Genomic DNA, 23,248 nt, shown 5'->3' on the forward strand with positions numbered 1-23,248 from the left:
GTCAGCCCTTCACCACCACGGTGTCGCTACCGTTGTTCAGGGCGTCGAGAAGCTGCATCCGCAGGGCCGTGATGTAGCGCTCGACCTCGTCGGCGCTGCTCAGGCTCGCCGTCGAAACCCGCACTGTGGCCGTCTTGGCCGCAGGTGTCGTGAGGTGAATGGCCGCTTCCAGCGCCCGCGAAGCCCGTTGCGGGATGGCGTCGAGTTCAGCGGTCCACCCCTGGAGCGGGCGAGTCTGCGCCGCACTCAGGACGGCAGCAGCATCTGCAAGGTTGGGCTCCGCCTCGATGCCGAGATGATGTTCCGTGAGGAGCGCCTCGCGCTGCGCTTCGTCGAGAGCCGTCCATGCTGGCTGCTGTTCGAGGCTGGCGACAGCCGTCGCGCGGGCGTCGCGCAACGCAACTGCCGCTTCGTGGATGGCATCGCGGAGCGCCTCGGCGAGTTCCTTCACGATCGGGGCGACTGGATCGGCCTCGGTGAGGAGATCACGGCTCGCGGCCAGTGCGTCGAGCCGCTCACGGGCCGCCGCGGCGGGCTCCAGCTCCGTGGCCGAGGATGCAAGCGAACGCGCCAGTTCGAGCGAGGGTGTGCGACTCTTGAGCCTACGTTCCAGGTCTCCGAGTTGGTCGTTGAAACTCGTGAGGTCACTCTTCGCTGCCAGCAGGGCGTGCACGCGGTCGTTTCCCGACGAGTCCACGATCGCCTGGATGCTGCCTGGCACTGTGATGTCAGGCAGCGGAGCAGGCCCGCTAACGCCTTTCGCGCGGTCGACGAGCGACTGGACGGCCTGATCGACGGCCGAGACGAGTCCGTCGTTGTCGGTCAGGAAGCCGAGGTTGCTCAGCAACTGGCGGGCTTGGATCTTCTCGGCGGGCTTGAGCACCGTGACCTCGCGGCGGAGGTGGACGTTGCCGAGGCGGGTCTGCTTGAGTACATCGGCCGTGGTCGCGTCGCTCCCGTTGAGCGTCGCACGGATCACTCCTGTGTCTAGGAGCACGCCGAGGGAGGCCATGAGTGCGTCGCGCGGCCAGCCGAGCGGCTTCGATGTCACGGCCTTCTCGACCTCACTCGCGGACGTGCCTGCCGGGCCGACGTGGCCGAGAATCTCTTTGACGACGGGATGCTGCTCTGGGTCGGCATCGAACTGGAGCACCTTCAGCGCGTCAGCTGCCGACCCGTTCTTCACTCGGTCCCTAACCATCGACCACCGGTTGTCGTCAGCCTCGGAGAACCGCGGGAACAGGCGGGTCGCGGCAGACTGCGCGCCGGCTTCGATGCGTTCGCGCAGTGAGAGCCCGTTCGGGGCCGTGCCGCCCCCGAGGAGCACGTTCGCCTTGGAGATCACGTCACGAACATGGGCATTCACCTGGTCCGTCGCCCGGTTGAGGCGGGTTTGCATCGCGCTTCGGGCCTGCTTGCCCTCATCATCCTGCGGGATTCCCTGCTGGTCGATCACTCTCTGCGCGGCGAGCTTGTTACGGACTGCCGCTACGAACGCCGGAGCCTGGAGTCGGGGAAGGTGGACGAGCACGATCGGCGAGTCAACTCCGAGGCTGCGCGCGGCCTCGTCGAACTGCTTCGCGGTTATACCCTCGTCCCACTCGGAGCGCAGCCACACCGGGATCGCATCCGATTCCGGCGGAAGCGAGGCGTCGGCGTGCAGCGCGAGCTTGCGGGATTCCTTGGCACGACCCTGCTGGATCGAAGCGGGTATCGACCGTCCGACCTCAGTGAGCAACAGCGAATCACGATCTGTGCTTACCTCACTGTCCGTGACTTGAGCGTGGTGCCTGCGGAATGCCTCGTCCCACTCGCGGCCCGCCTTAGTTTGAAGGCGGAACTCCTCGCCATCCTGCTGAATGACGCCCTCTTCGGCGAGCGCTTCGAGCACCGCAGGCACCTGCTGCCGGAGCCGGTCCCCGTCGTGGGCGAGGTCCTCGACGAGGAGGTCGACGAGATGGTCTGCCGTCGCGCGGACGCCGATGTCGCCGTGGCCCGATGTAGGGAGCAGACCAATGAGGTGGATCAGGCCGAGGATGCGGCCGCGCAGGGGGTCCTTCTGCCCCTGCTCGTGGATGAGCGTCTGCGTCTCCTTAAGAAGAAGGCCCGCGCCGTTAAGGTCTTCGTTCTTCTGCGAGTAGAGGAAATCGGCGCCGACCACAGTGCCGACCGACTGGGGAGCGACTTTGCGGTTCGCCTCATGCACGATGCGGAGCTGGGAGCGTAGCTGACCGGCGCGGCCAGCGTCGGCCTGGCGGAGCACGCTCTCCCAGAAACGACGACGCAACGGGAGCAACGGGTAGTCCTCAGCGAGGTCCTTGTCATCCGCCGCGGTGTGTTGAATCCTGCTGCCGATGAGTTGGCGGGAAATCTGCCCGGAAACCGACGCCAACGTGGCGTCAAGAGCAGGCTTCTTAGCGGGTTCTTTGCTGAGGAGCACACGGCGGACAACGGCGTCGACGTCCTGGTTCTTGAGCACGACCTTGACGGTGAAACGGTCCTGAATCTTCTGAAGCGTCGAATCAGCCGTCAACTCTTGCTGGCCCGTAGCTACAAGCAGCACCCGACCGTTCAGTTCGCGCGACACAGACTCAACGAGGTTCTGCACCTCCATCGCTCGGCCGCCGTCACTGCTGATGTACTGCTGCACCTCGTCGAGGACGATCAGCGACGGCGGGATCTGGCCATTGCCGACGTACTCAAGAATTTTCTTGAGCAGCGCGATCGTCTCGTCCGTGGAGAACGAGCGGGTATCGGGCGGGAACTGGCTGCGCAGCGCGGCGCGCACGTCCTTGGCTGACGCGGCAAACTGCGGGTCGGCTGCAAGGATCGCGTTCGCGAGCAGCGTGCTGAGGTTGTACTCGCCCAGTTCCTCGACGAGGTCGCCGCCGTTGGTCGCGACGTGATCGCGAACAGCGTCGAGGTGCCCGTTCCCCGCGAGCCACAGCGCAACCTGGGCGGGAGCGACACGCGTCGGCAGTCCTGCCGCGCCGAGGACGATCGAGAGAAACACCGAGTTGAGGGTGTCGCCGCTGCGATCGAGTGCACCTGCTGCCGCCCACGGTGCGGCACCGTCGCGGCGGCCGAGAGTTGTCAGCTCCGTCAACTGGTCGTGGATGCCCTGGGGGATGTTCGTCAGACCGCGCGCGGTCGCACCGTTCGGAAACCTAGTATCGGCCCACAGGTGCTGGAGTACTCGAACGAGGTGGGACTTACCGCTGCCATAGAAGCCCGACACCCACACAGCGGGCTGCGTCGTTCGATTCCGATGTCCGGTGTAGGAATCGAGGATGCGCTGGAGGCCGTGCTCGTACTCGCCCTCGCAGACGAAGCTCTCCAGCTCGTACTTGAGGACGTCCCACTGGTTGGAGTCCTCGGGACGGTCCACATTGGTTACGCCGTCGTTCGGAATCTCGAAGCTGAGTGGAGGCCGGACGAAGAGGTCATTGTTGGTCGTCACGCGATGTCCTTCTGTGGATCGATGACACGGGCGCGGTAGTTGAACCCATCGCGCGCGTCGAGCAAGCGGAATGAATGAGTCTCCGGGTCGTGAAGCCCGGGGAAGAGAACGAGAAGGCGTCCGGTGACCGCGGAGTCAACGGACTTGATTACGCTCGATGCTCGCAGGAACGGGAAGATCGAGCCGATGCCAACGAGTGCCACGACAGCGTTTTCAGGTGCCGTTTCGAGAGCCTGGCGGATGCGCGCGACAAGCGCTGTCTCAAACTGATCCAGGATCGACTGAGTGAGGTCGCTCGGGTCCTCGTAGAACGCTTCCGCATGCCGGTGAGCGGACAGCCAGCGCCCGAAGTCGTCGGTGACGTCGAGTACAGCCCAGACGCGGCCGGCCTGGGTAGTCGCCAACTCGATGCTCGGCAGAGCGTGCCGCATTTGGCGTTCCAGGTCGGGCGGGTAGACGAGCATCCAGACGCGCTCACCGCCCGAGACATTGTCCTTCCACGCCAGCGGCAACTCGGCCTTGTAGGCGTCGACGAGATCGGAGACGCGGCTCATGCGACGCCGCCGAAAGTCGGGAAGGACACATCCACCACGTTGCCCGCAACGAGCAAGTCAAGGAGGCCTTGGGTGTGCGCGTCACGCAGTGCCTCCAACGTGCGGCCAGGGGCCAGCCCCAGAATCTGCGACCAGGGGTTGTCGAGCACGCCGAGGCCACGCCCGCCGGCGAGGTGACCGAGGTAGGCCGCATACGCGATGGCAACCGGGCGGGCCTCCACCTCAGTGCGCACCTTCTTGGCGCGACCGGCGAGATGACCGGTCTGGGTCCAACAGGCCCCGGTATTGCGCCCAGTCTTTCCAAGGGTTGACTCCGACATCTCGTTGCCGAACTGCGCGGCGACCGCGGCGGTGAGGTCTGCCGATGTCACGCCCGATCCCACTGGGAGGTCCGCGACCGCGGCGAACGAGGCGCGGAGCACCTCGTCGCGGGTGAAAGCCAGCAGCCCCGCAAGGAGTGGCTGTGCCGCGGGGTCGATGTCCCAGAGGGACCGCAAGGCCGCGAATTCCACGCGCCCCGGATCAAGGAAGTACAGCTCGCGCAGGTGGCGGAACGAACGCTGCCGCCCGGCCAAAGTTGGCCGTCCGAGGATGTTGTCTTCGACCACTGCTTGGCGGTACTGGTCGGCAGACGCATCGGATGGCACTTCGCGGAGGAGCTCCACCAGGTGGGGAATGCCAATCGTATGGCTGGCGGTCGTCCGCAACGTGGCGAGCGTGAAGTCGCTCCCAGCGACATGTGAACTCGTCATCTCTCGGTCGTCCTCCTTCCGGTCGCGCGCATCGAGTCACGCACCCGGAGCGGGGCGTTGCGAATCTCGCTCACGATGGGCTTCATCGCAGGTTCGATCTCAGCAGAAACCTCTGACATTCGAGCCTTCATGGGGTGTCGTCTCCTGCGGCGCCGCCTCGTCGCACCCAGTCGTCGATCTCGCTGGCTTGGAACTTCCAGAGGCGTCCGACCTTGTGGGCGGGCATGGCCTTCTCGGCGATCCAGGTGTAGACGGTGTCTTTGGTGACCCCGAGGTGGGCGGCGATGTCGTCTGCGGACAGCCACGGCTCAGCCACGTTGGTCCTCCCTCGCTCCATGGCCTAGGCAGGCCAACACTCACGATGATACCGGCGGAGGTACGGCTTGAGTTGGGTTTCTCCGGGCGTGGCCGAACGCGATGGGTGCCGAGGGTGGTCGCTCCGTTCTGCCGATCAGCGTGGGACACGCGCGTTTAGCCAGGTAGTCACCGTTTCGTGCCACCGGTCGGGGTCGGTGTTCCAGCAGAGGGTGTGGCCGGCGTCGAAGGTCTCCAGCTCGACGAGGTCCGGGTGGGCGTCTCGGAGTCCTTGTGAGAGCCGGATCGGTGCGGAATCGTCTCGGGTGCCGTGGAGGATCAGGGTCGGCGTGGCGAGGTCTGCGGCTCGGGATGTCCAGTCGAAGGAGCGAAGTGGGATGCTGCCCGGCAACCCGACTGCACGCGCCAGCGGGGTGACGGTGAGCCACGGGATCGCGAGGTGTCCGGCTGCTGCGGGCAGTCCGCTGCGAACACAGTTGGACTTGATGACCTCGCGCCAGTTCAGGACTGGTGAGTCGAGCACAAGCGCGGCGATCAACCCCTCGTGTCGCGGCCGGTCGGCGAGCTGGAGGGCAATCGCGGCACCCATCGACCAGCCGAAGAGCACGATTCGTTGGGCTCCGCGTCGGACGGCGCATCCGATGGCTTCGTCAACGTCTCTCATCTCGGTGCGGCCGAGGGTCACTCGGCCGGTGCCAACGTGTGGCCCTTCTGCTGTGTTGCGGTAGCTGACGACCAGTGAGGTGTACCCGAGCTCGGTCGCGACGCGGACGCCTCGAAGCGTGCCGGCACGGGAGCTGCCGAGGCCGTGGATGTGGATCGCCCAGGTCGAAGGGTCGCCGTCGATGCGCCAGGCCGGGCACGATCCTGCGGGAGCGGCGATGGCGATTTCGCGGGCATGAAGTCCGGCCTCGGCTGGGGTGGCGTAGTAGATGCCGCTCCACGAGGCGCGGTCGCCGACCTTCGGAGTGAAGCCCGATGTGGTGCCCGTGATCCTGCGGGCGACGCGAGTAGGTCCGCGATCGGTGATCTCTGCGGAGAGCTGTGCCCAGCGGTCGTGCTCGAACCAGAGGTTGTAGATGCCGTGCGCGGTGGTCTGGTCGGTGCGGTCGAGCACGATCAGGTCACCGTCGTCGTCGTGCTCGACTCCTCGGACGGGGAGGTCAAACGTGCGCGGGCCGACGGGTGCGGTGAGCCGCCTTGCGATTGCCCACCCGAGCCCGCCGACTGCTGCTGCCGCGATCCCACCACCGAGAGCGATGCGCCCGATCACGCTCCACGCTCCTCGACGTTTGGAACGGGCAGCGTCGTTGCGACGGTGGTGTCGTTTCCGACGAGGTGGCTCTCGGCGCGTTCGAGCAGGTCACGGTCATCGGCCTCGATGTCGAAGGTGATGCGGGGGTCGATCATCGCGTCGCGGATTTCCACGATCACTCGGTGCAGGTGTCCCTCCGGGTCGTCGCTGTTGGCGGCAAGGGGGTCGGCCTGGCTCAGCCCAGGCCGTGCGTGAGTCGCACGACGCCAGAGTGGTTCCAACTCCGCCGTGAACGAGATCGTGTGCCGACGCCGGGCGCGGTGCTGCGCCCGGCGGACGGCGGGCTGGACCGCGAACCCGGCGCAGAGGAACACGAAGGTGAGGACGGAGAGCGGATCGTAGGCGGGCTGGATGGCGTGCATGAGGTCGAGTTGACCGGCTGCATGGGCGATGTCCATGACGATCACGGCGAGGCAGAGGGCGACGCCGAAGGTTGATCCGAGGCTGAGCAGCGCGGCGGGGAGGCGCTGGATGCCTGTGCTGTGTCGATACTGCCGTGCGGCGAGGACGAGCATCGTTGCGATGACGAGTGCTCCGTAGCTGAAGTTGATGATCGAGTAGACCGCTGTTGCTGGCTGTGCGCCGAGGTCGCTCATGAATCGTGTCGTGGTGGTGCCGCGGTCGATGAACAGGAACGATGCGGTGATTGCGAGCAGCGCGATGAGCAGGACGGGTGCGCTCACGGCGGCACGGACAAGCCGGGGCCGGTACTCGCCGGACTTCATGACACCGCGCCCGAGGAAGAACAGCCCGGTCATCAGCAGGGCGTCCGCGATCAGCGTCGCGATATTCGTGCCGCCGAGGCGCGGATCGACGACCGCGTAGATGCCATCGACGTTCAACGTCATCGCAATGGCAATGGTGATCGCGGCGTAGGTGATGCTTCTGTCGGTGCGCTTCCGGCGGAAAATGAGCAGGCTCGCCACGAGCGCCCACATGAGCGTCGCGACGAGCGTCTGGATCATCCGAAGACCTCCGAGTAGGCCGATTCGGCGAACACCGCCCCTCGGATGCCGGCGGCGAGCCGGTCCGCGAGGGACTCGGCGGCGATCTCGGTTTCGCTGTCGAGGTCTTGCCGACTGAGCAGGCGCGCGCGGGTGTAGGGCGGGATGTTGGGCAGTAGTGCCTCGTCGATGGTGCAGTCGTCGCCGTCGCAGTGCCCGAGGATCATGTGGGCAAGCTCGTGGAGCACGAACTGCTGACGGTGCAGCGCGGAGTCGCTGCGGGCATGGAGCACGAAGTCTTCGGCGTCGGTGGAGATCAAGGCCGCGCAAAGGCCGTCGTGGGCGTCGAGGTCTGCGAGTTCGACGACGCGGAGCCGGCGGCGCCGGCGGTCTTGGACGGTGTGGCGGAGGTTGTCGAAGGTGAAGGTGTTGCCGAGCTGAAGGCCCGCGACGGCCGCCGATACGGTCTGTTCGATATTCACGGTTCGCCCCTTGTCTGTGGGGAGCAGGACCGGTGGCGGCTCCGTGTCGCGCGGTACCGGTCAGTGCTCGGGCATGTGTGTCATTTCCTCGTCCAGGAACTTGGTGATGGCGTGGAGGGCTTTCGGCGAGATGTCGCCGAGGGTGCGCGCTGCGTAGGACTTCACCTTCGCGGCCCGCATGGACCGAACCAGATCGAGCTGAGCGGAGACCTTCTCGGGAGTGGCCGCACCGTCCTCGCCGAGCAGGAACGCCGCGTCCACGTCGAAGAACGCGGCGAGCCCCTCGAAGACTGCGGGGTCTTGGACGTAGCGGTGGCCGTTGACCATGTACGTCCAGCGCGACCGCGACAGGTTGGTGCCTCGCTCTTGGAGGTAGTCGGCGATCTGCGAGTAGGTCGGCTCAGTGCCGGACTCGGCCACAGCGACGTCCATCAGGAGCCGCAGACGTTTGGCGAGGTCTTCGGCCGCAGCCTGGCTCTCGTCTTCGGTCATGGCGGTGACCCCCTTCCCTTCGCGACGGGCAAGGCATCGATGTAGTCCACCCGGAGGGTGGTTGTGCATGCTCAACCGTACTCGTTGAGCATGCACAAATCAAGGGTTGCGCATGCTCAACGGTCGGTGTTAGAACAGGACTCCGGGACACTTTGAGCATGCTCAACGTGGCGTCCCGGTCTCGGCTCGGGCTGCCTCAAGGAGGTGAACGATGTCCAGCTCACGGTCCGGGCGCGGGTGTTCGCGCCTACCTGCCAGGTGTACCGCCGCGCGCCACCGCGCCGCGGCCCACCGAAAAGGAGGCCGGAGCATGGCATCGAACGAGGACGCCCGCGCGGCGCGAGAGGCGAAGCTCGACGAGCTGCACGAGAAGCTGACCGGCGCGGTCGGGTCGCTGGTCTCCGGTGACGACTGGCGGCAGGCGCTGGCCTTCGCAGCACGGTTCAGGTCGCGGTCATTCAACAACACGATGCTGATCTGGGTGCAGCACGAGGCCGCGTTCGAGGCAGGCCGCGTGCCCGAACCCTTCCCCACCCTCGTCGCCGGGTACCGGCAGTGGCAGGGGCTGGGACGGCAGGTGATGAAAGGGCAGCCGGGATACATGATCTTCGCGCCCGTGACGGGCCGGTTCGCTACCGCGACTCCTGCCGATGCGGGTTCGTGGCGTCGGCTCGGTCCGCGGGAGAAGCCGAAGGCCGGCGAGGTGGTGCGCTCGCGAATGGTCGGAGCGCGACCGGCCTACGTGTGGGATGCGTCCCAGACCGACGGCGAACCGCTGCCGGTCCCGCCCGCTCCGGCGCTGCTGGAAGGTGAAGCGCCGTCGGGGCTGTGGGAGGGGCTGGCGGGGCAGGTTCGCGGCGCGGGGTTCGAGGTGCTGCGGGTGCCGCACGAGGGGATGATCTCCGGCGCGAACGGCATGACCGACTATGAGGCGCGCTCGGTGGCGGTGCGGGAGAACATGGACCCTGCTGCGCAGGTCAAGACGCTCGCGCACGAGCTGGCGCATGTGCTGATGCACGATCCCGACGATGAGGAGGCGCGGCAGCATCGCGGCATCCGCGAGGTCGAGGCCGAGTCCGTGGCTCTGATGGTCGGTGCGGCGCACGGCATGGACACTGCCGGGTACACGATCCCGTACGTCTCGACCTGGGCCGTCCGCGTGGACGGCCAAGATCCCGTCCAGGTGGTGCAGGCCACCGGCGAGCGGGTGCGGAAGACCGCGCTGGCGATCCTCGACCAGCTCGACACGCTCCAGGTCGGCGACGGCACCCCGACCGGCCTCGAACGCGACAACGCCAGTCCGCGCACCTCCCGCACGTCTGCGCCTGCGGTGGAGACCGATCGTCCGCGTGCTGCGCAGGTGCCAGCTCTGGCAGGGCGGGGGCTGTGATGACCGAAGCATTCGATGTCCTGGCGGCGCTCATTCGCGTGGATCGCTCACCAAACCTCGGGGTAGCGGCTCGGAGCCTCGCGGGGGCTGGCGTGCCCGTGTTTCCGTGCGTCGTCGAGGGGAAGCGTCCGCTGACCCGCCGCGGGTTCCTCGACGCGAGTAGCGACCCGGAGCAGGTTGCCGCATGGTGGTCGCGCACACCGAACGCGAACATCGGCATCCCGACCGGCGCTGCATCGGGCGTTGTCGTCGTAGACGTCGATGTCCACGGCCCCCACGACGGCCGCGCGGCGTACCAGCGCGCCACCGACGCGGGACTCGTCGACGGCGCGGGTCTGCTGGCGCGCACACCCACCGGAGGCACGCACGTGTACTTCCCGGCGACACCGGGCAAGGAGCAGCGATCGTGGCAGGCCGCTGACGTGGGCGTCGATTTCCGGGGCGACGGCGGCTACATCATCGCCCCTCCGTCCCGGCGAATCATCGACGGGAACGTGAGGCTCTACGAGGTCGCCGACATCGCCGCACACTCGGTCGGCACGGTCGATGCGGGCCGTCTGCGGGACTTCCTCGACCCGCGCCCCGTCGCCCCACCACGCGCCGAGGGCACCTCAGTGGCCGTGGATGGGAAGCGGCTGGCGGCGTGGGTCGCCGGGCGAAGTGAGGGCGAGCGGAACCGCAGCCTGTTCTGGGCCGCCTGCCGCCTCGCCGAGAACGGCGTCTCGGCCACGGACGCGCTCGATGCTCTGGGGACTGCGGCACAGTCGGCGGGTCTGGGCGATCGCGAGATCACCACGACCGTTCGCTCCGCCTACCGAGCCACCCAGCCCGCATCCGAAGTGACGCCCGGCGGCCGGAGCCAGAGCGCGGGTCGCTGGTTCGGTCGCGCGGAAAGCCCACCATCCGCAGCGCTGGGGAGGGCCGGGCTGTGAGGCGTGAATCGGACGGGCGGCGCTGGGCCGCCATGACAGCGGTCGCGGGGACGGTGTTCATCGCCGCCGGGGCGTTCTGGCTGTCGTTCACCTCGCTCGCCGATCTGGCCGCTCGCTCCGGGATCGGATCGGGGCAAGCGTGGGCGTGGCCGCTGATCGTGGACGGCATCATCGTCGTCGCCACGGTCGCCGTCGTCGCGCTCGCCGGGCAACGCTCGGCCTGGTACCCGTGGGCGCTGCTGGTCGGCGGCGCGCTCGTGTCGGTGACGGCGAACGCCATTCACGCCGTCGTCTCCGCAGACGCCGACGTGCCAAGGATGCTCGCGGCCTCGGTCGCAGCGGTGCCGCCCGTCGTGCTGCTGGCCATCACGCACCTGACCGTGATCCTCACCCGCACCACCGACCCGGCCACCGCACTTGCCGCCCCTGCGAAGTCGATGCCTGCGCTGCCGTCTGGCGAGACGGAGGTCACCCGTCGAGATGACGGTGTGGCGGATCGGCGGGCGCTGGGGTGGGAGCTGCGCGAGGCGGGCTGGTCGAACAAGCGGATCGCCCGCGAACTCGGGGTGCATCCCTCGACCGTGGGCCGCTGGTTCGCCGTCGCGCACCTCACTGACACCACTGACACCGCCGATGAGCGGGAGGAGACGACCCCATGAACACCACTGGGAACCCCCAGCGCAACGATCCCGCGAGGCCCGATCCCGCACGGCTGGTGCCCGAGGCGCCCCGGGAGCGCCCCGAGCCCGTCGAGGTGACGAGCACACCGGAGGCGGTGCGGGCCGCGCAGGTCGCCCGCGACGACAAGCAGCATGCGCTCGTTCGCAGGCGCGGCGTGGAGTGGGTGCGCCCGACCGATTTGATCGCTCGGCACTCGGCGCACGCGGCCGGTCGTGGCCTCGACTTTCAGGCCGAGCTCGCACGCCGCACCCGCACCCCCATCGGTGCCGGCGTTCGTCGTCTCGGAGATCGCGCCCGGCGGTTGCCGCCGATCTCGGCGTTCGGGCGCAGCACCGCACCTGCCTCGCAGGTGTCCCGCTCCGGGGTCTCGATGAGTTGACGGTGGTGACAGGTCATGGTGGCGACGGCATCGGCAGGAAGGACGCATTCGTGGGAGCGAGTGCGCACCTGCCTGCCAGGAGGTGCCGACACCATGACCACACCAACCCGCACCAGCACCGCTCCGACGGCCGACGGAGCTGAGGACTTCACCACCGGCGAGGGCCTGCGCGCCCTGCTCAACCGTCTCGCCGAGGGCGGCGAGGATGCCTGGGTTCACGACCCGGTGGCCCGCGACCTGATGGAGTTCGCCGCCGACAAGTACCGCGCTCTCGCGAGGAAGCACAAGCTCGACACCTGGGAAGCGGTCACGGCGGCGTTCGACGCGATGCAGTACCGCTCGACCCGCGAGGCCAACGATCCGTGGGCGATCATCACCCACGCCGTGCGGATCACCTGCGTCTACGAGGAACGCGCCCAAGGGCTGCTCTGCTCGGTGCACCAGGCCCGCCGCGCCCACGTCTCGGCGTTCCACGACCCCGAACGATTCTCCGAACGCGACACCGCGCTGGCCGACTACCATCCCGCGTTCCACACCACCGACCTCCGTCCCAGCGACCTCGAACCGGAGCCGCGTGAAGGACTCGGGTCGGCGCAGGCGTGCATGTCCGCTGGATTGGCGGCCGAGGACGCCATCGCGATGCTGTGCCTTCTCGACTGGCCCGCAGACACGGCCCGGGCCGCGGTCGAGCACGTCTGCGGAGCGTTGATGAAGGCCGGCACCCGCCAGTCCGCCTACGAGACGCTGCGCCGCGATCGGCACGCGCGGGCACTGCTCGACCTGCCGCGCCGCTCCTGGGCCGCGCTGCTGAAGGCGCTGCTCGGGAACCCGCACCCGGCCTACGTGGCCACCAGCAGTGGCCGCGGCGTCCTGCTCCGGCTGCTGTTGGGCGAGACGCTCGACCTGCTGCTCCGCGACGACGATCTGATCCTCGCGCTGGCTCTGGCCGCTCCGAACGGTGGAGGCGGTGAGTCGTCGTGACCGAGCCGCTGATCGGCAGCATCCAGCTCGACCGCACCGTCGATTCGATCCTCGTCGGCGCCCGGCACCGCGCCGACCTCGGCGACATCGACGCCCTCGCGGCATCCATCGACCGCGACGGCCTGCTGCAACCGCTCACGATCACAATCGACGGCGTGCTCGTGTGCGGAGCACGACGCCTTGCCGCGATCAAGAAGCTGGGCTGGCGCACCGTCAACGTGTGGGTTCGCAGTGGCCTGTCCGACCGGCTCGGGCAGCTCCTTGCCGAGCAGGACGACAACATGCTCCACAAGCCCTACACCCAGCTCGAAGCCGCCGGCCTCTACCGAGAACTCAAGCAGGTCATGGCCGAAGACGCCGCCCGTCGCAAGAGCGCGACCCAGTTCAGCAGCGAGAATCAGCCCGGAAGTGACGGTGGTGCAAACTTTGCACCACCGTCGAACGGGCCGCTCGGGAAGGCCCGGGAGCAGGCGGCGGCGATGATTCCCGGCGGCGCGTCGCACACGACACTGGAGAAGATCGGCTACCTCGAAGACGTCGCCAACAACCCCACCCAGCCCGAGACGTTGCGCGCCGAGGCCGCCGCCGGGCTGGAGCGGATCGAGGCCGGGGACTCGGTGCATCCGATCTATCAAGCGATCCGCGACGCCGACACCACCGAGCGGGAGCGGCGCGAGGCAGAGCTGCACGCCCGCGCCGAAGCAGCCGTGGCCCGCGCGAAGTCGATCAAGAAGGGCAGGCGCACCCCACCGCGTCCGTTGCCCCTGGCCACCGAAGACGGGCAACCCGTCCGTTACCCACTGCGCGCGTTCATCCAGACCTGGGGCGAACTGACGAACTGGTGGACCCACTACGACGCCGACACTCTCGCCGGTGAACTGACCGACGAGCAGTTCGAGAACTTCCTCGCCACCGCCGACGGCACCGTCCGGTTCGCCGACGCGCTCCGAGCCGCCCGCGACGGCGCGGCGGAGCGGCCACGACTCCGCGCACTGTGACAACGGGCAGAGGTGCCGGGTGCGCACCTGATCGGCATGAGCCCTGCACCTACTGATCCTCGGAACCGCCGCCGACTCGTCGCCCTCATCACCGCCGGCATCGCCCTGCTGCTCTTGGTCGGCGTCGGCGTGTACGGACTCCTCACCGGGCCCCGAAGCAGCACCAGCACCGATCCCGACCCGGAGTCCGGCCCGGCCACGACGGCACCGCCGACCGTGGCACCGAGCACGCCCCAGCCACCACGGGTTCCAGCGGTTCCGCGTTCGGCCAATCCCGAGACCTTCGCTCAGGGCGTCGCGTCCACGCTGTTCGCGTGGGACACGGCCTCGGGGCTGTGGCCGCTGGACTACACCTCAGCGATCCTCGCGGTCGGTGACCCCAGCGGAGACGAGCAAGCCGGGCTCGCCTCCGACGTGGCCGCGTACCTGCCGACCCGCGACGCCTGGATCGAGCTGCGCCAGTACGCCACCCGCCAGCACCTCACCATCGACACCGCCTACATCCCCGACGCCTGGGCCGACGCCGTCGCGCAGGCCCAGCCAGAGCAGCTCGCGGCCGGAACTACAGCCGTCACGATCGAGGGCACCCGCCACCGTGCCGGGGTCTGGAACGGCCAGCCGGTCACCAGCGAGCATCCGGTCGCGTTCACCGTGTTCGTCGTCTGCGCACCGACCTACCCGACCTGCCACCTGCTGCGGCTGTCCCAGCTCGACAACCCGCTGCGCTGAAGGGGGTGTAGTCGTGTTCCGCAAAGCCGCCATCGCAGCCCTGGCGCTGCTGTTCTTCGCCCCCACCGCAGCACTCCTCGGGATCGGGGTGCTGATGAACCCCGCTGCCGCCTACTGCGCCACCCCTGCCGGGACCGTGAACCTCGGCCCGATCCCGGACTCGCTCACCGTGACCACCGCGAACGGCGAGACCTTCACTCTGAACCGTCAGCAGCTCACGCACGCGGCAACGATCATCGCCGTCGGCAACGGCATCACCGACGTGGGCAAGCCTGGAATCAAGATCGCGCTGATGGCCGCGCTCACCGAGTCCACGCTACGGATGCTCACCAACACGAGCGCCCACCCCGAGTCGGCGAACTACCCCAACGACGGCAACGGCGGCGACCACGACTCCCTCGGCCTGTTCCAGATGCGCCCGCAATCGGGCTGGGGTTCGGTCGCCGAACTGATGGACCCGAACTATCAGGCGCGAGCGTTCTTCGGCGGACCGACCGGACCGAACTACCCCTCACCGCGCGGCCTGCTCGACATCCCCGGCTGGCAACAGATGGACCCCGGCGAAGCCGCCCAAGCCGTCGAGGTCTCTGCCTACCCCGACCGATACCGCAACTACGCGCCCGTCGCCGACAGCATCCTCGCCGCCCTCACCAGCGGCGGCAGCACTCCGGTTCGCGGCATGGGTGGGCCGGCGGTCTCGTCATTGCGGGTGGTGTTCCCGCTACCCGAGGGCACCTGGGTGCTGACCTCGCCGTTCGGGATGCGGGTGCACCCGATCACGGGCGAACGGAAGATGCACACCGGCACCGATTTCGCCGCGCCCGACGGCACCCCGATCCTCGCCACCGCGGACGGCACAGTCACCGTCGCGGAGTTCTCAGGCGGGTACGGCGGTCTCATCGTCATCGAGCACACCATCGACGGCAAGACCGTCGCCACGGCATACGCCCATATGTGGCAGAGCGGCATCCACGTCCGTCCCGGCGACCGGGTGAGCGCGGGGCAGCACATCGGCGATGTCGGCTCCTCGGGCATGAGCACCGGTGCGCATCTGCACTTCGAGGTCCGGCCCGGTGGCACGAACGGTGAGGCCATCGACGCCGCCGCCTGGCTCAACGAGCGCAGGGCCGCGAACCTGCCGACAGCGACCAGCGGATCACCCACCGCCTGCAACACCACCACTGCGGGCACGCCGACCGGCGTCGATGGAGACCCCGACCGGCTCGTCGGCGATCCCACCAGCTCGGGCAAGATCACCGCCCGCATGCTGCACCTCTACCAGCAGACCCTCGCCGCGTTCCCCGACACCGGCTGGGGCTGCTACTCACCGCGCCCCGGCACCAAGTCCGAGCATCCCCTCGGCAGAGCGTGCGACATCACCTTCGGCAACCGCATCGGCCAGCGCCCCACCCCGGCCCAGCTCGACGCCGGCTGGAAGGTCACCAACTGGATGAAGGACAACGCCGACGTGCTCGGCGTCGAGTACCTGATCTGGCAAGGCCAAATCTGGTCCGTCGCACGCGACGCCGACGGCTGGCGACCCTACAACGGAGGCGGTATGCACGACCCCGCCTCCATCACCGGAGGCCACTACGACCACCTCCACGTCACCGTCAAGGCAGGGTGACCGGCGATGGGTGTCTTCCCCGACTTCGACGGACTCGGCGGCATCGGCGACCTCCGCGCCGTCGTCGGCGCGCTCCTGACGTTCGTCCTCATCGTCGCCGTCCTCATGCTGATCGTCTCCGCAATCGTCTGGGCCATCGCGACCGCCCACGGTAACTACGCCACCGCCAGCAAAGGCCGAATCGGTGTGCTCGTCGCCGTCGGCGCGGCCGTCCTCGCCGGAGGCGGCGTGGCATGGATGAACTGGCTCCTCACAGTCGGTTCAAGTTTGTAGTTGCGGCGTCGCGGTCATCGGTCCGATTCCTCCGCGTCGGCGCTCGCTGTCTCGCACTGGTCGAGCAGGCGCGCGAGGTAGCTGTATGCCGCGAGGCGCTCCATCGCTTCCTGCTCGGACAGTTCGGTGCGTGTGTGGGTCGTCACGTTGCGGACCGTGAGGTTCAGACCAGTGGCCAGGGCGTTGAGGGCCTTAGCGAGCGGTTCAAGACCACCGCGCATGCTCTTCACCGTCTTGTCATCCGACCCTCCCGGCCAGGTGAGCTTCGGCTTGCCCGGTTCAGGAGCGCCCGGCGATAACGTCTGCTGCCAGAAGACCGTGTCATCGACATCGTTCCGGCCGAGACGTTCCTTCCAGTGGACCGTGAGGCCTTCGGCCGCTTCACGAACTGCCACTCGGTACTGATGCGTCGTCCAATGGGCGGAAGCACCAGCCCAGACCACGGGGTGAAACTGTGCGGGAGCGAAGGTCGGAAGGTCAGAGTCCGTACGTGACTTGGTGTCGACGATCATCGCGTCGAGCCTGCCCTTGACGTTGGCGGTCGTAGTCCGAATATCCCGAGGCGCGATGGGGGCCTTGGGTGCAGACATGAATGACCAGTTGGAGATCGGGTCGATCGCCCCGAGACCAGCGATCCCAATGTAGGCGCCGGTCACTGACACAGCGCTCGCCGCCAGGCCAGCAGCCTCCGCGACACCGAGTTCGAGCCGTTGAACCTCGCTCTGATCCTGGCCTTCCTTTGTCCACACAGTAGGAAAGAGGCCGCGCGCCGACATGTGATCCGACTCAACCTGAGTGCTCATCCAGGCGTCGAACGCTTCCTCGAACTTCTCAACAGCGGCACGCAATCGCTGGAGGTAATCCACCCCGTACTGACTCATGTTCCTTGCACCTCTCGTCCGGCGGTCCCGTGCGGGCGAGCGACGCACAGATACTCCAAAGCTACGGGCGGCCACCGACGGGGACGGCGACGAGCGCGCACCTGTCGCGTGTACCCCGTCTGCGATTCCGTGGGCGGGCCGCCTGTCGCCAAGGAGACCTTCCGTGTTCGATCTGCTCGCCAACGTCATGTCCGCGCCGCTGCTGGTGCCGATGGACATCAACATCGACCCCAACACCAACGGCCTGCCGGGGATCAACCAGCTGCGCACCATCGTCGGCGCGGTGATGACCATCGGCCTGATCCTCAGCGTGCTCGCGCTGATCGTGTCCGCGATCGTGTGGGGCTTCGGCGCGAACTCGTCGAACCCGCACCTCGCCTCGCGCGGGAAGGTCGGCGTCCTCGTCTCCTGTGGCGCGGCGGTGATCTGCGGCTCGAGCGTGACGCTCATCAACTTCTTCTGGAACGTCGGCCAGTCCGTCTGACCCACCCTGTCGTCGAGAGTGCTGGTGTTCGTGATGGGCGTGTGCGATGTTCCCGTGATCTCCTCGGTCTGCGATGCCGTCGGCGAAGGAGCCGCGTCTCTGGTCGCGGCCCCGTTCGACTGGCTCGCCCAGGCGATGGGCGCCGCCGCCGGGTGGCTGTTCGAGGCGGTCTGGTCGGTCTTCGACACCACGACCCTGGTGGATGTCACCAAGCCCGGCTACATCGCCGTCTACAACCTGCTGTTCGGCATCGCGGTCTTCGTGATGCTGATCTTCTTCTGCCTCCAACTCATTACCGGTCTGATCCGCCGCGACCCCACCGCCCTCACCCGCGCCGCCCTGGGGCTGGCGAAGTCGGTCCTCGGGTCGTTCGTGGTCATCACGCTCACGGCGCTGCTGCTGGAAGTGATCGATCAGTTGTGCATCGGGATCGTGCAGGCAGCCGGCGAGACCACTGAGTCGATGGGCGACAAGATCGCCCTCCTCGCCGCAGGGCTGGTCGGCATCAATATCGCCGCTCCCGGCGTCGGTGCGATCATCACGATCTTCATGGCCGGGCTTGCGATCACCGCCGCCGCGATTGTGTGGCTGTCCCTCCTCGTCAGGAAAGCTCTCTTGCTGGTGGCGGTCGTGTTCGCGCCGCTCGCGTTCAGCGGCGCATCCTGGGATGCCTCGCGGGGGTGGATCGGGAAGTGGGCGATGTTCGTCGTCGCGCTGATCTGTTCCAAGCTCGTGCTCGTCGTGATGTTCCTCGTCGCGATCACCCAGGTCTCTGCACCGATCGATGCTGACCTCGCCTCGGTCAGCGATCCCATCGCGGGGATCGTGCTGATGGCGATGGCCGCATTCGCGCCCTATCTCACCTACAAGTTCATCGCGTTCGTCGGGTTCGACATGTACCACGCAATCGGCTCCGAGCAGGACGCCAAGAGCGCACTCAACCGGCCAATCCCGGTCCCGACCAAGCCGCAAGGTGGCGGTGACCCGAAGAAGGTACTCGACGGAACCAGCAGCGGCGGGAACGCGGGCGGAGGCTCCGGTGGAGGAAGTAGCACACCGCCACCGCCGAAGACCCCAGCGCCGGCACCCGCCGCGAGCGGCGGAGGCGCCGCCGGTGGTGGAGCAGCAGCAGGCGGGAGCAGTGCAGCCGCAGCAGGTCCCGTGGCAGCAGGGGTGGTGATCGGAGCGAGTGTCGCCAAGAGTGCCGCGACCGCCGGGCCGAAGGCCGGAACCGCGCTGGGTGCCCAGGGCGAGCACGCCGCCGACGCCGCCGCGCAGACACTGCCACCGCCCGCAGCCTCACCTGCGGCACCGCCGTCGAGCCTGGCACCACGACCGCCGAGCACCGACCCGTCACCGCGGCCGAAGCAGCCCCCTGCGCCCGCGCCACGCTCACCGAAGGAGTAGACGATGAGCAGCACGAACCACGACCACCCGACCGCGGGCGAACTCGTGCCGGTGAAGTTCTCCCGCCTCACCCGCCGTGGTGTCCTTCTCGGCCTGTCGCTGACCCAGCTCATCACGCTTGCCATCGGCGGAGCCACGCTCATCGGCGCGTTCTACGCCGGCGGCGGGATGCTCCTCGCCTACACCGCGCCCATCTGGGTACTCGCCGCAGCCCTGACCTGGATACCCATCGCAGGCCGTCCCATCGTGGAGTGGCTACCCATCGCCTGCTGGTGGCTGTGGCGCACCACCGGCGGCCAACTGCTGTACCGGCTCAGGATCGTCGTCCCGCGCCCCGTCGGCACCCTCGCACTGCCCGGCGACATGGCGCGACTGCGCGAGTACACCGACCCCGACACCAGCGCCGGCATGATCCACGACCCCCACGCCGCCACCTTGACCGTCGTGTGCGAGGTCACCCATCCCGCGTTCGTGCTCCTCGATCCCGGCGAGCAGGAACGCCGCGTCAGCTCCTGGGGCCGCGTCCTGGCCACCGTCTGCCGTTCCGGGCGGATCGCGACGCTGCAAGTCCTCGAACGCACCCTCCCGGACTCCGGCACCGGACTGGCCGAATGGTGGGCCACCCACGGCACCCCGGACGGCTCGTGGGCGGCCGACACCTACGCCGAACTCATCGACCGCGCCGGACCCGCCGGCGAACGACACGCCACCACGCTCTCGCTGTCACTGGACATGAAGACCAGTGCCCGTCAGATCAGGACCGCTGGCGGCGGGATACGCGGTGCCGCCGCCGTGCTGCGCCAGGAGATGAACACCATCGTCGCCGCGCTCCGCTCCGCCGACCTCTCGCCGTCCGGGTGGCTGACACCGGGGCAGATCGCGGTGATGCTGCGCTCGGCCTACGACCCCGCCATCGCCGCCACGCTGGAACGCCACGGGAGGCTCGGCCAGTCGCTTGCGACTGCGGGGCCGGTTGCCGTCACCGAGACCTGGGGCAGGTTGCGCACCGACTCCGCTCACCATGCGGTGCTCTGGGTCAGCGAGTGGCCGCGGTCGCTGGTGTATCCGGGGTTCCTGTCGCCGGTGTTGCTGTCCACTGGCATCCAGCGATCGTTCTCGCTGATCTGCACCCCGATGCGCTCCGATGCTGCCGCTCGCGACATCCGCAAGAAGAAGGTCGAGCACATCTCCGACCAGGCCCAGCGCGCGAAGATCGGCCAGATCGAAGATGCCTCCCAGACCGCCGAGTACCACGACGTGCTCCAACAAGAAGCCGACCTCACCGCCGGACACGGCATCCTTCGCTACACCGGCCTCATCGCCGTCTCCGCACCCACCGTCGAAGAACTCGACGCAGCCGTTGCCGCCATCGAGCAAGCCGCGATCCAGGCATCCTGTGAGACCCGGCTCCTCGTCGGACAGCAAGCCGCCGCGTTCACCGCCGCCGCGCTCCCGCTCTGCCGCCGGGTCTAAGTCAACCGCCACCGCCGCGGCGTGACCCGACCCTTGCTCCGGCAGTGGATCAGGCTCGCGCCTCGATGAACCGAAGCATCGAAACAGGAACCGGCGCGTCTGGGGTTCGTGGCAGATCGACCACGGGAAGCACCAGGGACACGTCTGCGAGGTCGTCGACCCCGAGTTCTAAGCCAGTCCGTGCAGTCGGCATGTGGCAAAGCGCTCACCAGCTGGCGATCCGCGAGCAGCAAGCTGAACGGAGGGAAGTGAATCACGGCAGAGATTGTCGGTGTGGTGGTTGTCGTCCATTCATCGTCCCTTCCACCATCCCGCGACAGCTTTACGGCCAAGCCCTCGTGTGCTCCCTCAAGGACCGCCGCCGCTCCGTCCGGCGCGATCGCCGCCAAGAGCCGGATGCCCTCTGGCGCTGGGGCTGCGACTCCATGCCGCACGGCCCCGACCAGGTCAGGGTGTGAATCGATGAGTTTCGGAGTCAGCGCTGTCATGCCCGCGAGCGCGGAGCGGATGAATCGGCCCGGGCGAACCTCGTTGAGCTTTCCTTCAATATGAGTCCGCTCGCCCTTCCATTGGGAGTGGAGCAGGTTGCCTGCGAAGGTGTAGGCCCACCGAATGTACTCGTCATCCCAAGGGGATGTGGCTGCCCGGCAAGGTTCGCAATGCGCATACAGGCTGGCGCCACCGAGTCGTGGACGCCCGTGGGCAAGTCGGTTGCCTGCTGTCGTGCCGCCCCAAGAGAAGCTCCCATTGTTGAATGCAGCTCTCGGTGGCACGTGTGCCTTGGTGAGTCTTGCCCGGGCCCCGCACAGCGCGCACTTGCCGCTCTTTGCCCGCCCACCCGTCGGCCGGAAGCCTTCCTGCTCACTCATGCCTGCACTCGCGCAATCTCTAGGCGTCGATGGCGGAGTCTGCTGTGGCAAGTCCTTCAATCGCTGTCGGGGCCGAAACGGCGTGGGGCGTTCTTTCGGAGAGAGCCGCCGCCAGGCTGTCGATGTCCTCGTGCTCCGCGGCGTCGGGGAACATCCAATGCAGGTCGCGCTCCTCTGTGGCCACGTCGATAGTGGGTCGGACGCCCGCTCCGCGGTGCGAGCGACCGCGTACATTCCGCACGTCATCCAGGGAGTAGATCGGGCCGAGTTCGCCTCGCTTTAGGAGGTTCCCTGGGTTAGCGGTGACGATCCGTCGGTCAGTCACCGCTACGAACGTGCTCGACGCGAACTTCTCAACGATGGCACTGGCTCTTCCTGGCGCGAGCGCATCCCAGGTCGCATCAACCCTTCTGGCGAGAATGGCCGGCACGACGCCAGCGAAGTTGTGAGTTCCCATTTCGTATGGGAAGGCCACGCTGCGAAGCGTCTCGCCATCCTCAAGGAACCACCGAAGGATATGCAGATACGGATCGAGTTCAAGCCCTTCGGGTGCGCATACCGCCGCTGGTACTGCTGGCATCTCGACTGCTGGCTGGAGCATGTTGGCCAAAGGGTCGATCGCTTCGAGGAGCTGCCTGCAAGTGAGTTGAGAAGCCTTGGCGTCTTTTCGCTTCTTCGTGAGAGGCACGGTGGCGCGGCCGGGGAGTTCGGCGATGATCCGCAACTCGCGGACGAGCGACTCGGTCAGCGATCGGATTTCGGAGAGCGACTCGTCGATCTCGACGGGAGTGTTCCGGGCGATCCGGTCGAAGAGCTGCGCTTCGCTCTCGTCGTTGGTGCTTCGTGTTCTGGCGAGGGCGGCCCGGACAGCCTGGTACTCCGCGTGGGTCTTGAGTGAGCTGAGAAGCGCGTAGGTATCGAAGACGATTGCTTCGGCGTTGGATTCGAGGTACTGGCGGCGAGCGCGACCGTCCAACTTCCCGAGTTCCTGGACATGGCCTGCCACGTTCTTGCGGTATAGCTTCAATTGCTTGCGGATGTTGGGACCGCTGGGAGCGATGGGCTCCCAGACAGAGTCTGTGATGGCGTCGAGTTCGCGGGTCTCCTTGACTGCCTCATCGACGGACTCCGCCAGCCCTTCAAGCTCTGCCCATTGCTCGTTTCGGATGGCCTTGAGCGTCTGCGTCGTGAGCTGGATGTTGGAGCGGACGAGGCCGGAAATCTCGCCGAGCTGCATTTGGAGCGCGATCATGGCGACGGCCGGGCCGATAGCTGCGATCGCCGTGGCGGCCGTCATGGAGGCTGGGATGAATCGCGCCTGGGCGACCAGTTCACCGTTCTTGAAGATCGCCCCGAGCTTGGCGCCGTCCTTTGCTGCCATCTGACCGCCGCTCTTCAACAGAGACAGCGTCGCATCGTTGACGCGGAAGAGGCCTTGCGCGCTCGATACAGCCTCTGCGACGTTCCCGACGATCGTGCCTGCGTTGCCGAAGGAGCCGAGAGCGGTGGAGAGCTGAGCGCGGTCGAAGGACGGCACCATGTCAAGGCTGATGAGTTCAAGACCGGCGGGGACTTCGCCGAATACGACTGCGACGCCTGGCGTCACCTCGACGAGGGTCGTGGACGCTGCGAGCTCAAGCGCGTCGGACCTGACCTGACCATCCTCTGCGGTCTGCCTGCCAACGGCGTCATCATTACCGGACTCGTCGCGCGGGTCGTCCATGTGGCTCTCCTTCTCGCCGGTGACTGCCTCGTGCCTCCCTCCGACGCCTCCATCAAGTATGTCAGCCGCCTTCGACAGCGCCTGGGTCATCGCAGCACACCTCCTGG

22 protein-coding genes are annotated in these 23,248 nt (G+C 67.5%); 12 read left to right on the top strand and 10 right to left on the bottom strand.

Annotated elements, in window-relative coordinates; all coding sequences use genetic code 11:
- Position 1 precedes the first annotated feature (1 nt).
- The 8 genes from brxC to ET475_RS16475 all read right to left on the bottom strand — a co-directional run bounded on the left by brxC (position 2) and on the right by ET475_RS16475 (position 8,314).
- Positions 2–3,460: a BREX system P-loop protein BrxC gene (gene brxC, locus ET475_RS16440; RefSeq protein WP_165310971.1), complete on the bottom strand. Its 3,459-nt coding sequence runs from the start codon at positions 3,458–3,460 to the stop codon at positions 2–4.
- A complete protein-coding gene (locus ET475_RS16445; RefSeq protein ID WP_129392764.1) occupies positions 3,457–4,014 on the bottom strand; it encodes a BREX protein BrxB domain-containing protein in 558 nt (185 codons plus the stop codon). Before ET475_RS16445 ends, brxC begins: the two co-directional genes overlap by 4 nt.
- A complete protein-coding gene (locus tag ET475_RS16450) occupies positions 4,011–4,721 on the bottom strand; it encodes a hypothetical protein (protein WP_129392767.1) in 711 nt (236 codons plus the stop codon). The genes ET475_RS16445 and ET475_RS16450 overlap by 4 nt, the downstream gene beginning before the upstream one ends.
- Positions 4,722–4,893: 172 nt before the next feature.
- On the bottom strand, positions 4,894–5,082 hold the full coding sequence (locus tag ET475_RS16455; RefSeq protein ID WP_129392770.1) for a helix-turn-helix domain-containing protein: 189 nt from the start codon (positions 5,080–5,082) through the stop codon (positions 4,894–4,896).
- A 135-nt stretch (positions 5,083–5,217) separates the two neighbouring features.
- Positions 5,218–6,354 carry an alpha/beta hydrolase family protein gene (locus ET475_RS16460; protein WP_129392773.1) on the bottom strand — a complete coding sequence of 379 codons (1,137 nt, stop codon included), beginning with the start codon at positions 6,352–6,354 and terminating at the stop codon, positions 5,218–5,220.
- Complete coding sequence (locus ET475_RS16465) at positions 6,351–7,361, bottom strand: MAB_1171c family putative transporter (protein ID WP_129392776.1); 1,011 nt, start codon at positions 7,359–7,361, stop codon at positions 6,351–6,353. Before ET475_RS16465 ends, ET475_RS16460 begins: the two co-directional genes overlap by 4 nt.
- Entirely contained in the window at positions 7,358–7,822 is a 465-nt protein-coding gene (locus ET475_RS16470; protein ID WP_129392778.1) for a hypothetical protein, read from the bottom strand. Before ET475_RS16470 ends, ET475_RS16465 begins: the two co-directional genes overlap by 4 nt.
- Before the next feature lie 60 nt (positions 7,823–7,882).
- Positions 7,883–8,314 (bottom strand): hypothetical protein, encoded by a 432-nt coding sequence (locus ET475_RS16475; protein ID WP_129392781.1) that lies wholly within the window; start codon positions 8,312–8,314, stop codon positions 7,883–7,885.
- Between the two features lie 310 nt (positions 8,315–8,624).
- On the opposite strand from ET475_RS16475, the gene ET475_RS16480 reads away from it, so the two are divergent.
- From ET475_RS16480 to ET475_RS16520, 9 genes are all read left to right on the top strand, one after another.
- Positions 8,625–9,704, top strand: coding sequence for an ArdC-like ssDNA-binding domain-containing protein (locus ET475_RS16480; RefSeq protein WP_129392784.1), 1,080 nt, complete (start codon positions 8,625–8,627; stop codon positions 9,702–9,704).
- The gene (locus ET475_RS16485; RefSeq protein WP_129392787.1) at positions 9,704–10,636 is read left to right on the top strand and encodes a bifunctional DNA primase/polymerase; all 933 of its coding nucleotides are present in this window, start codon (positions 9,704–9,706) and stop codon (positions 10,634–10,636) included. Before ET475_RS16480 ends, ET475_RS16485 begins: the two co-directional genes overlap by 1 nt.
- A gap of 32 nt (positions 10,637–10,668) precedes the next feature.
- On the top strand, positions 10,669–11,295 hold the full coding sequence (locus ET475_RS16490; RefSeq protein WP_129394097.1) for a DUF2637 domain-containing protein: 627 nt from the start codon (positions 10,669–10,671) through the stop codon (positions 11,293–11,295).
- Positions 11,292–11,696, top strand: a complete 405-nt coding sequence (locus ET475_RS16495; protein ID WP_129392790.1) for a hypothetical protein — start codon at positions 11,292–11,294, stop codon at positions 11,694–11,696. The genes ET475_RS16490 and ET475_RS16495 overlap by 4 nt, the downstream gene beginning before the upstream one ends.
- Positions 11,697–11,789: 93 nt before the next feature.
- The gene (locus tag ET475_RS16500; RefSeq protein WP_129392793.1) at positions 11,790–12,677 is read left to right on the top strand and encodes a hypothetical protein; all 888 of its coding nucleotides are present in this window, start codon (positions 11,790–11,792) and stop codon (positions 12,675–12,677) included.
- Positions 12,674–13,675: a ParB N-terminal domain-containing protein gene (locus ET475_RS16505; RefSeq protein WP_129392796.1), complete on the top strand. Its 1,002-nt coding sequence runs from the start codon at positions 12,674–12,676 to the stop codon at positions 13,673–13,675. Before ET475_RS16500 ends, ET475_RS16505 begins: the two co-directional genes overlap by 4 nt.
- A 36-nt stretch (positions 13,676–13,711) precedes the next feature.
- Positions 13,712–14,404, top strand: a complete 693-nt coding sequence (locus ET475_RS16510) for a hypothetical protein (protein ID WP_129392799.1) — start codon at positions 13,712–13,714, stop codon at positions 14,402–14,404.
- A gap of 13 nt (positions 14,405–14,417) precedes the next feature.
- Positions 14,418–16,031, top strand: a complete 1,614-nt coding sequence (locus ET475_RS16515) for a M23 family metallopeptidase (protein ID WP_129392803.1) — start codon at positions 14,418–14,420, stop codon at positions 16,029–16,031.
- 6 nt (positions 16,032–16,037) lie between these two features.
- A complete protein-coding gene (locus ET475_RS16520; protein WP_034224879.1) occupies positions 16,038–16,304 on the top strand; it encodes a DUF6112 family protein in 267 nt (88 codons plus the stop codon).
- Between the two features lie 14 nt (positions 16,305–16,318).
- Here the strand turns inward: ET475_RS16520 and ET475_RS16525 are convergent, their stop codons facing one another.
- Complete coding sequence (locus tag ET475_RS16525) at positions 16,319–17,185, bottom strand: TIGR02391 family protein (protein ID WP_129392806.1); 867 nt, start codon at positions 17,183–17,185, stop codon at positions 16,319–16,321.
- Positions 17,186–17,372: 187 nt separating this feature from the next.
- On the opposite strand from ET475_RS16525, the gene ET475_RS16530 reads away from it, so the two are divergent.
- The 3 genes from ET475_RS16530 to ET475_RS16540 are packed head-to-tail and all read left to right on the top strand — an operon-like array spanning position 17,373 to position 20,549.
- Positions 17,373–17,669, top strand: a complete 297-nt coding sequence (locus ET475_RS16530) for a DUF6112 family protein (protein WP_422879948.1) — start codon at positions 17,373–17,375, stop codon at positions 17,667–17,669.
- A 33-nt stretch (positions 17,670–17,702) separates the two neighbouring features.
- A complete protein-coding gene (locus ET475_RS16535) occupies positions 17,703–19,076 on the top strand; it encodes a conjugal transfer protein TrbL (RefSeq protein ID WP_129394099.1) in 1,374 nt (457 codons plus the stop codon).
- A 3-nt stretch (positions 19,077–19,079) separates the two neighbouring features.
- The gene (locus ET475_RS16540) at positions 19,080–20,549 is read left to right on the top strand and encodes an SCO6880 family protein (protein WP_129392812.1); all 1,470 of its coding nucleotides are present in this window, start codon (positions 19,080–19,082) and stop codon (positions 20,547–20,549) included.
- A gap of 888 nt (positions 20,550–21,437) precedes the next feature.
- Here ET475_RS16540 and ET475_RS16545 read toward each other — a convergent pair.
- Entirely contained in the window at positions 21,438–23,231 is a 1,794-nt protein-coding gene (locus ET475_RS16545) for a hypothetical protein (RefSeq protein ID WP_207205374.1), read from the bottom strand.
- Positions 23,232–23,248 lie beyond the last annotated feature (17 nt).

Source organism: Microbacterium protaetiae (assembly GCF_004135285.1).
Taxonomy (GTDB): domain Bacteria; phylum Actinomycetota; class Actinomycetes; order Actinomycetales; family Microbacteriaceae; genus Microbacterium; species Microbacterium protaetiae.

Coding starts and splice junctions, on each gene's coding strand:
- ET475_RS16445 (WP_129392764.1), bottom strand. CDS start 4,014: ATGAGCCGCGTCTCCGATCTCGTCGACGCCTACAAGGCCGAGTTGCCG.
- ET475_RS16465 (WP_129392776.1), bottom strand. CDS start 7,361: ATGATCCAGACGCTCGTCGCGACGCTCATGTGGGCGCTCGTGGCGAGC.
- ET475_RS16475 (WP_129392781.1), bottom strand. CDS start 8,314: ATGACCGAAGACGAGAGCCAGGCTGCGGCCGAAGACCTCGCCAAACGT.
- ET475_RS16480 (WP_129392784.1), top strand. CDS start 8,625: ATGGCATCGAACGAGGACGCCCGCGCGGCGCGAGAGGCGAAGCTCGAC.
- ET475_RS16485 (WP_129392787.1), top strand. CDS start 9,704: ATGACCGAAGCATTCGATGTCCTGGCGGCGCTCATTCGCGTGGATCGC.
- ET475_RS16490 (WP_129394097.1), top strand. CDS start 10,669: ATGACAGCGGTCGCGGGGACGGTGTTCATCGCCGCCGGGGCGTTCTGG.
- ET475_RS16495 (WP_129392790.1), top strand. CDS start 11,292: ATGAACACCACTGGGAACCCCCAGCGCAACGATCCCGCGAGGCCCGAT.
- ET475_RS16500 (WP_129392793.1), top strand. CDS start 11,790: ATGACCACACCAACCCGCACCAGCACCGCTCCGACGGCCGACGGAGCT.
- ET475_RS16510 (WP_129392799.1), top strand. CDS start 13,712: ATGAGCCCTGCACCTACTGATCCTCGGAACCGCCGCCGACTCGTCGCC.
- ET475_RS16520 (WP_034224879.1), top strand. CDS start 16,038: ATGGGTGTCTTCCCCGACTTCGACGGACTCGGCGGCATCGGCGACCTC.
- ET475_RS16525 (WP_129392806.1), bottom strand. CDS start 17,185: ATGAGTCAGTACGGGGTGGATTACCTCCAGCGATTGCGTGCCGCTGTT.
- ET475_RS16530 (WP_422879948.1), top strand. CDS start 17,373: ATGTCCGCGCCGCTGCTGGTGCCGATGGACATCAACATCGACCCCAAC.
- ET475_RS16535 (WP_129394099.1), top strand. CDS start 17,703: ATGGGCGTGTGCGATGTTCCCGTGATCTCCTCGGTCTGCGATGCCGTC.
- ET475_RS16540 (WP_129392812.1), top strand. CDS start 19,080: ATGAGCAGCACGAACCACGACCACCCGACCGCGGGCGAACTCGTGCCG.
- ET475_RS16545 (WP_207205374.1), bottom strand. CDS start 23,231: ATGACCCAGGCGCTGTCGAAGGCGGCTGACATACTTGATGGAGGCGTC.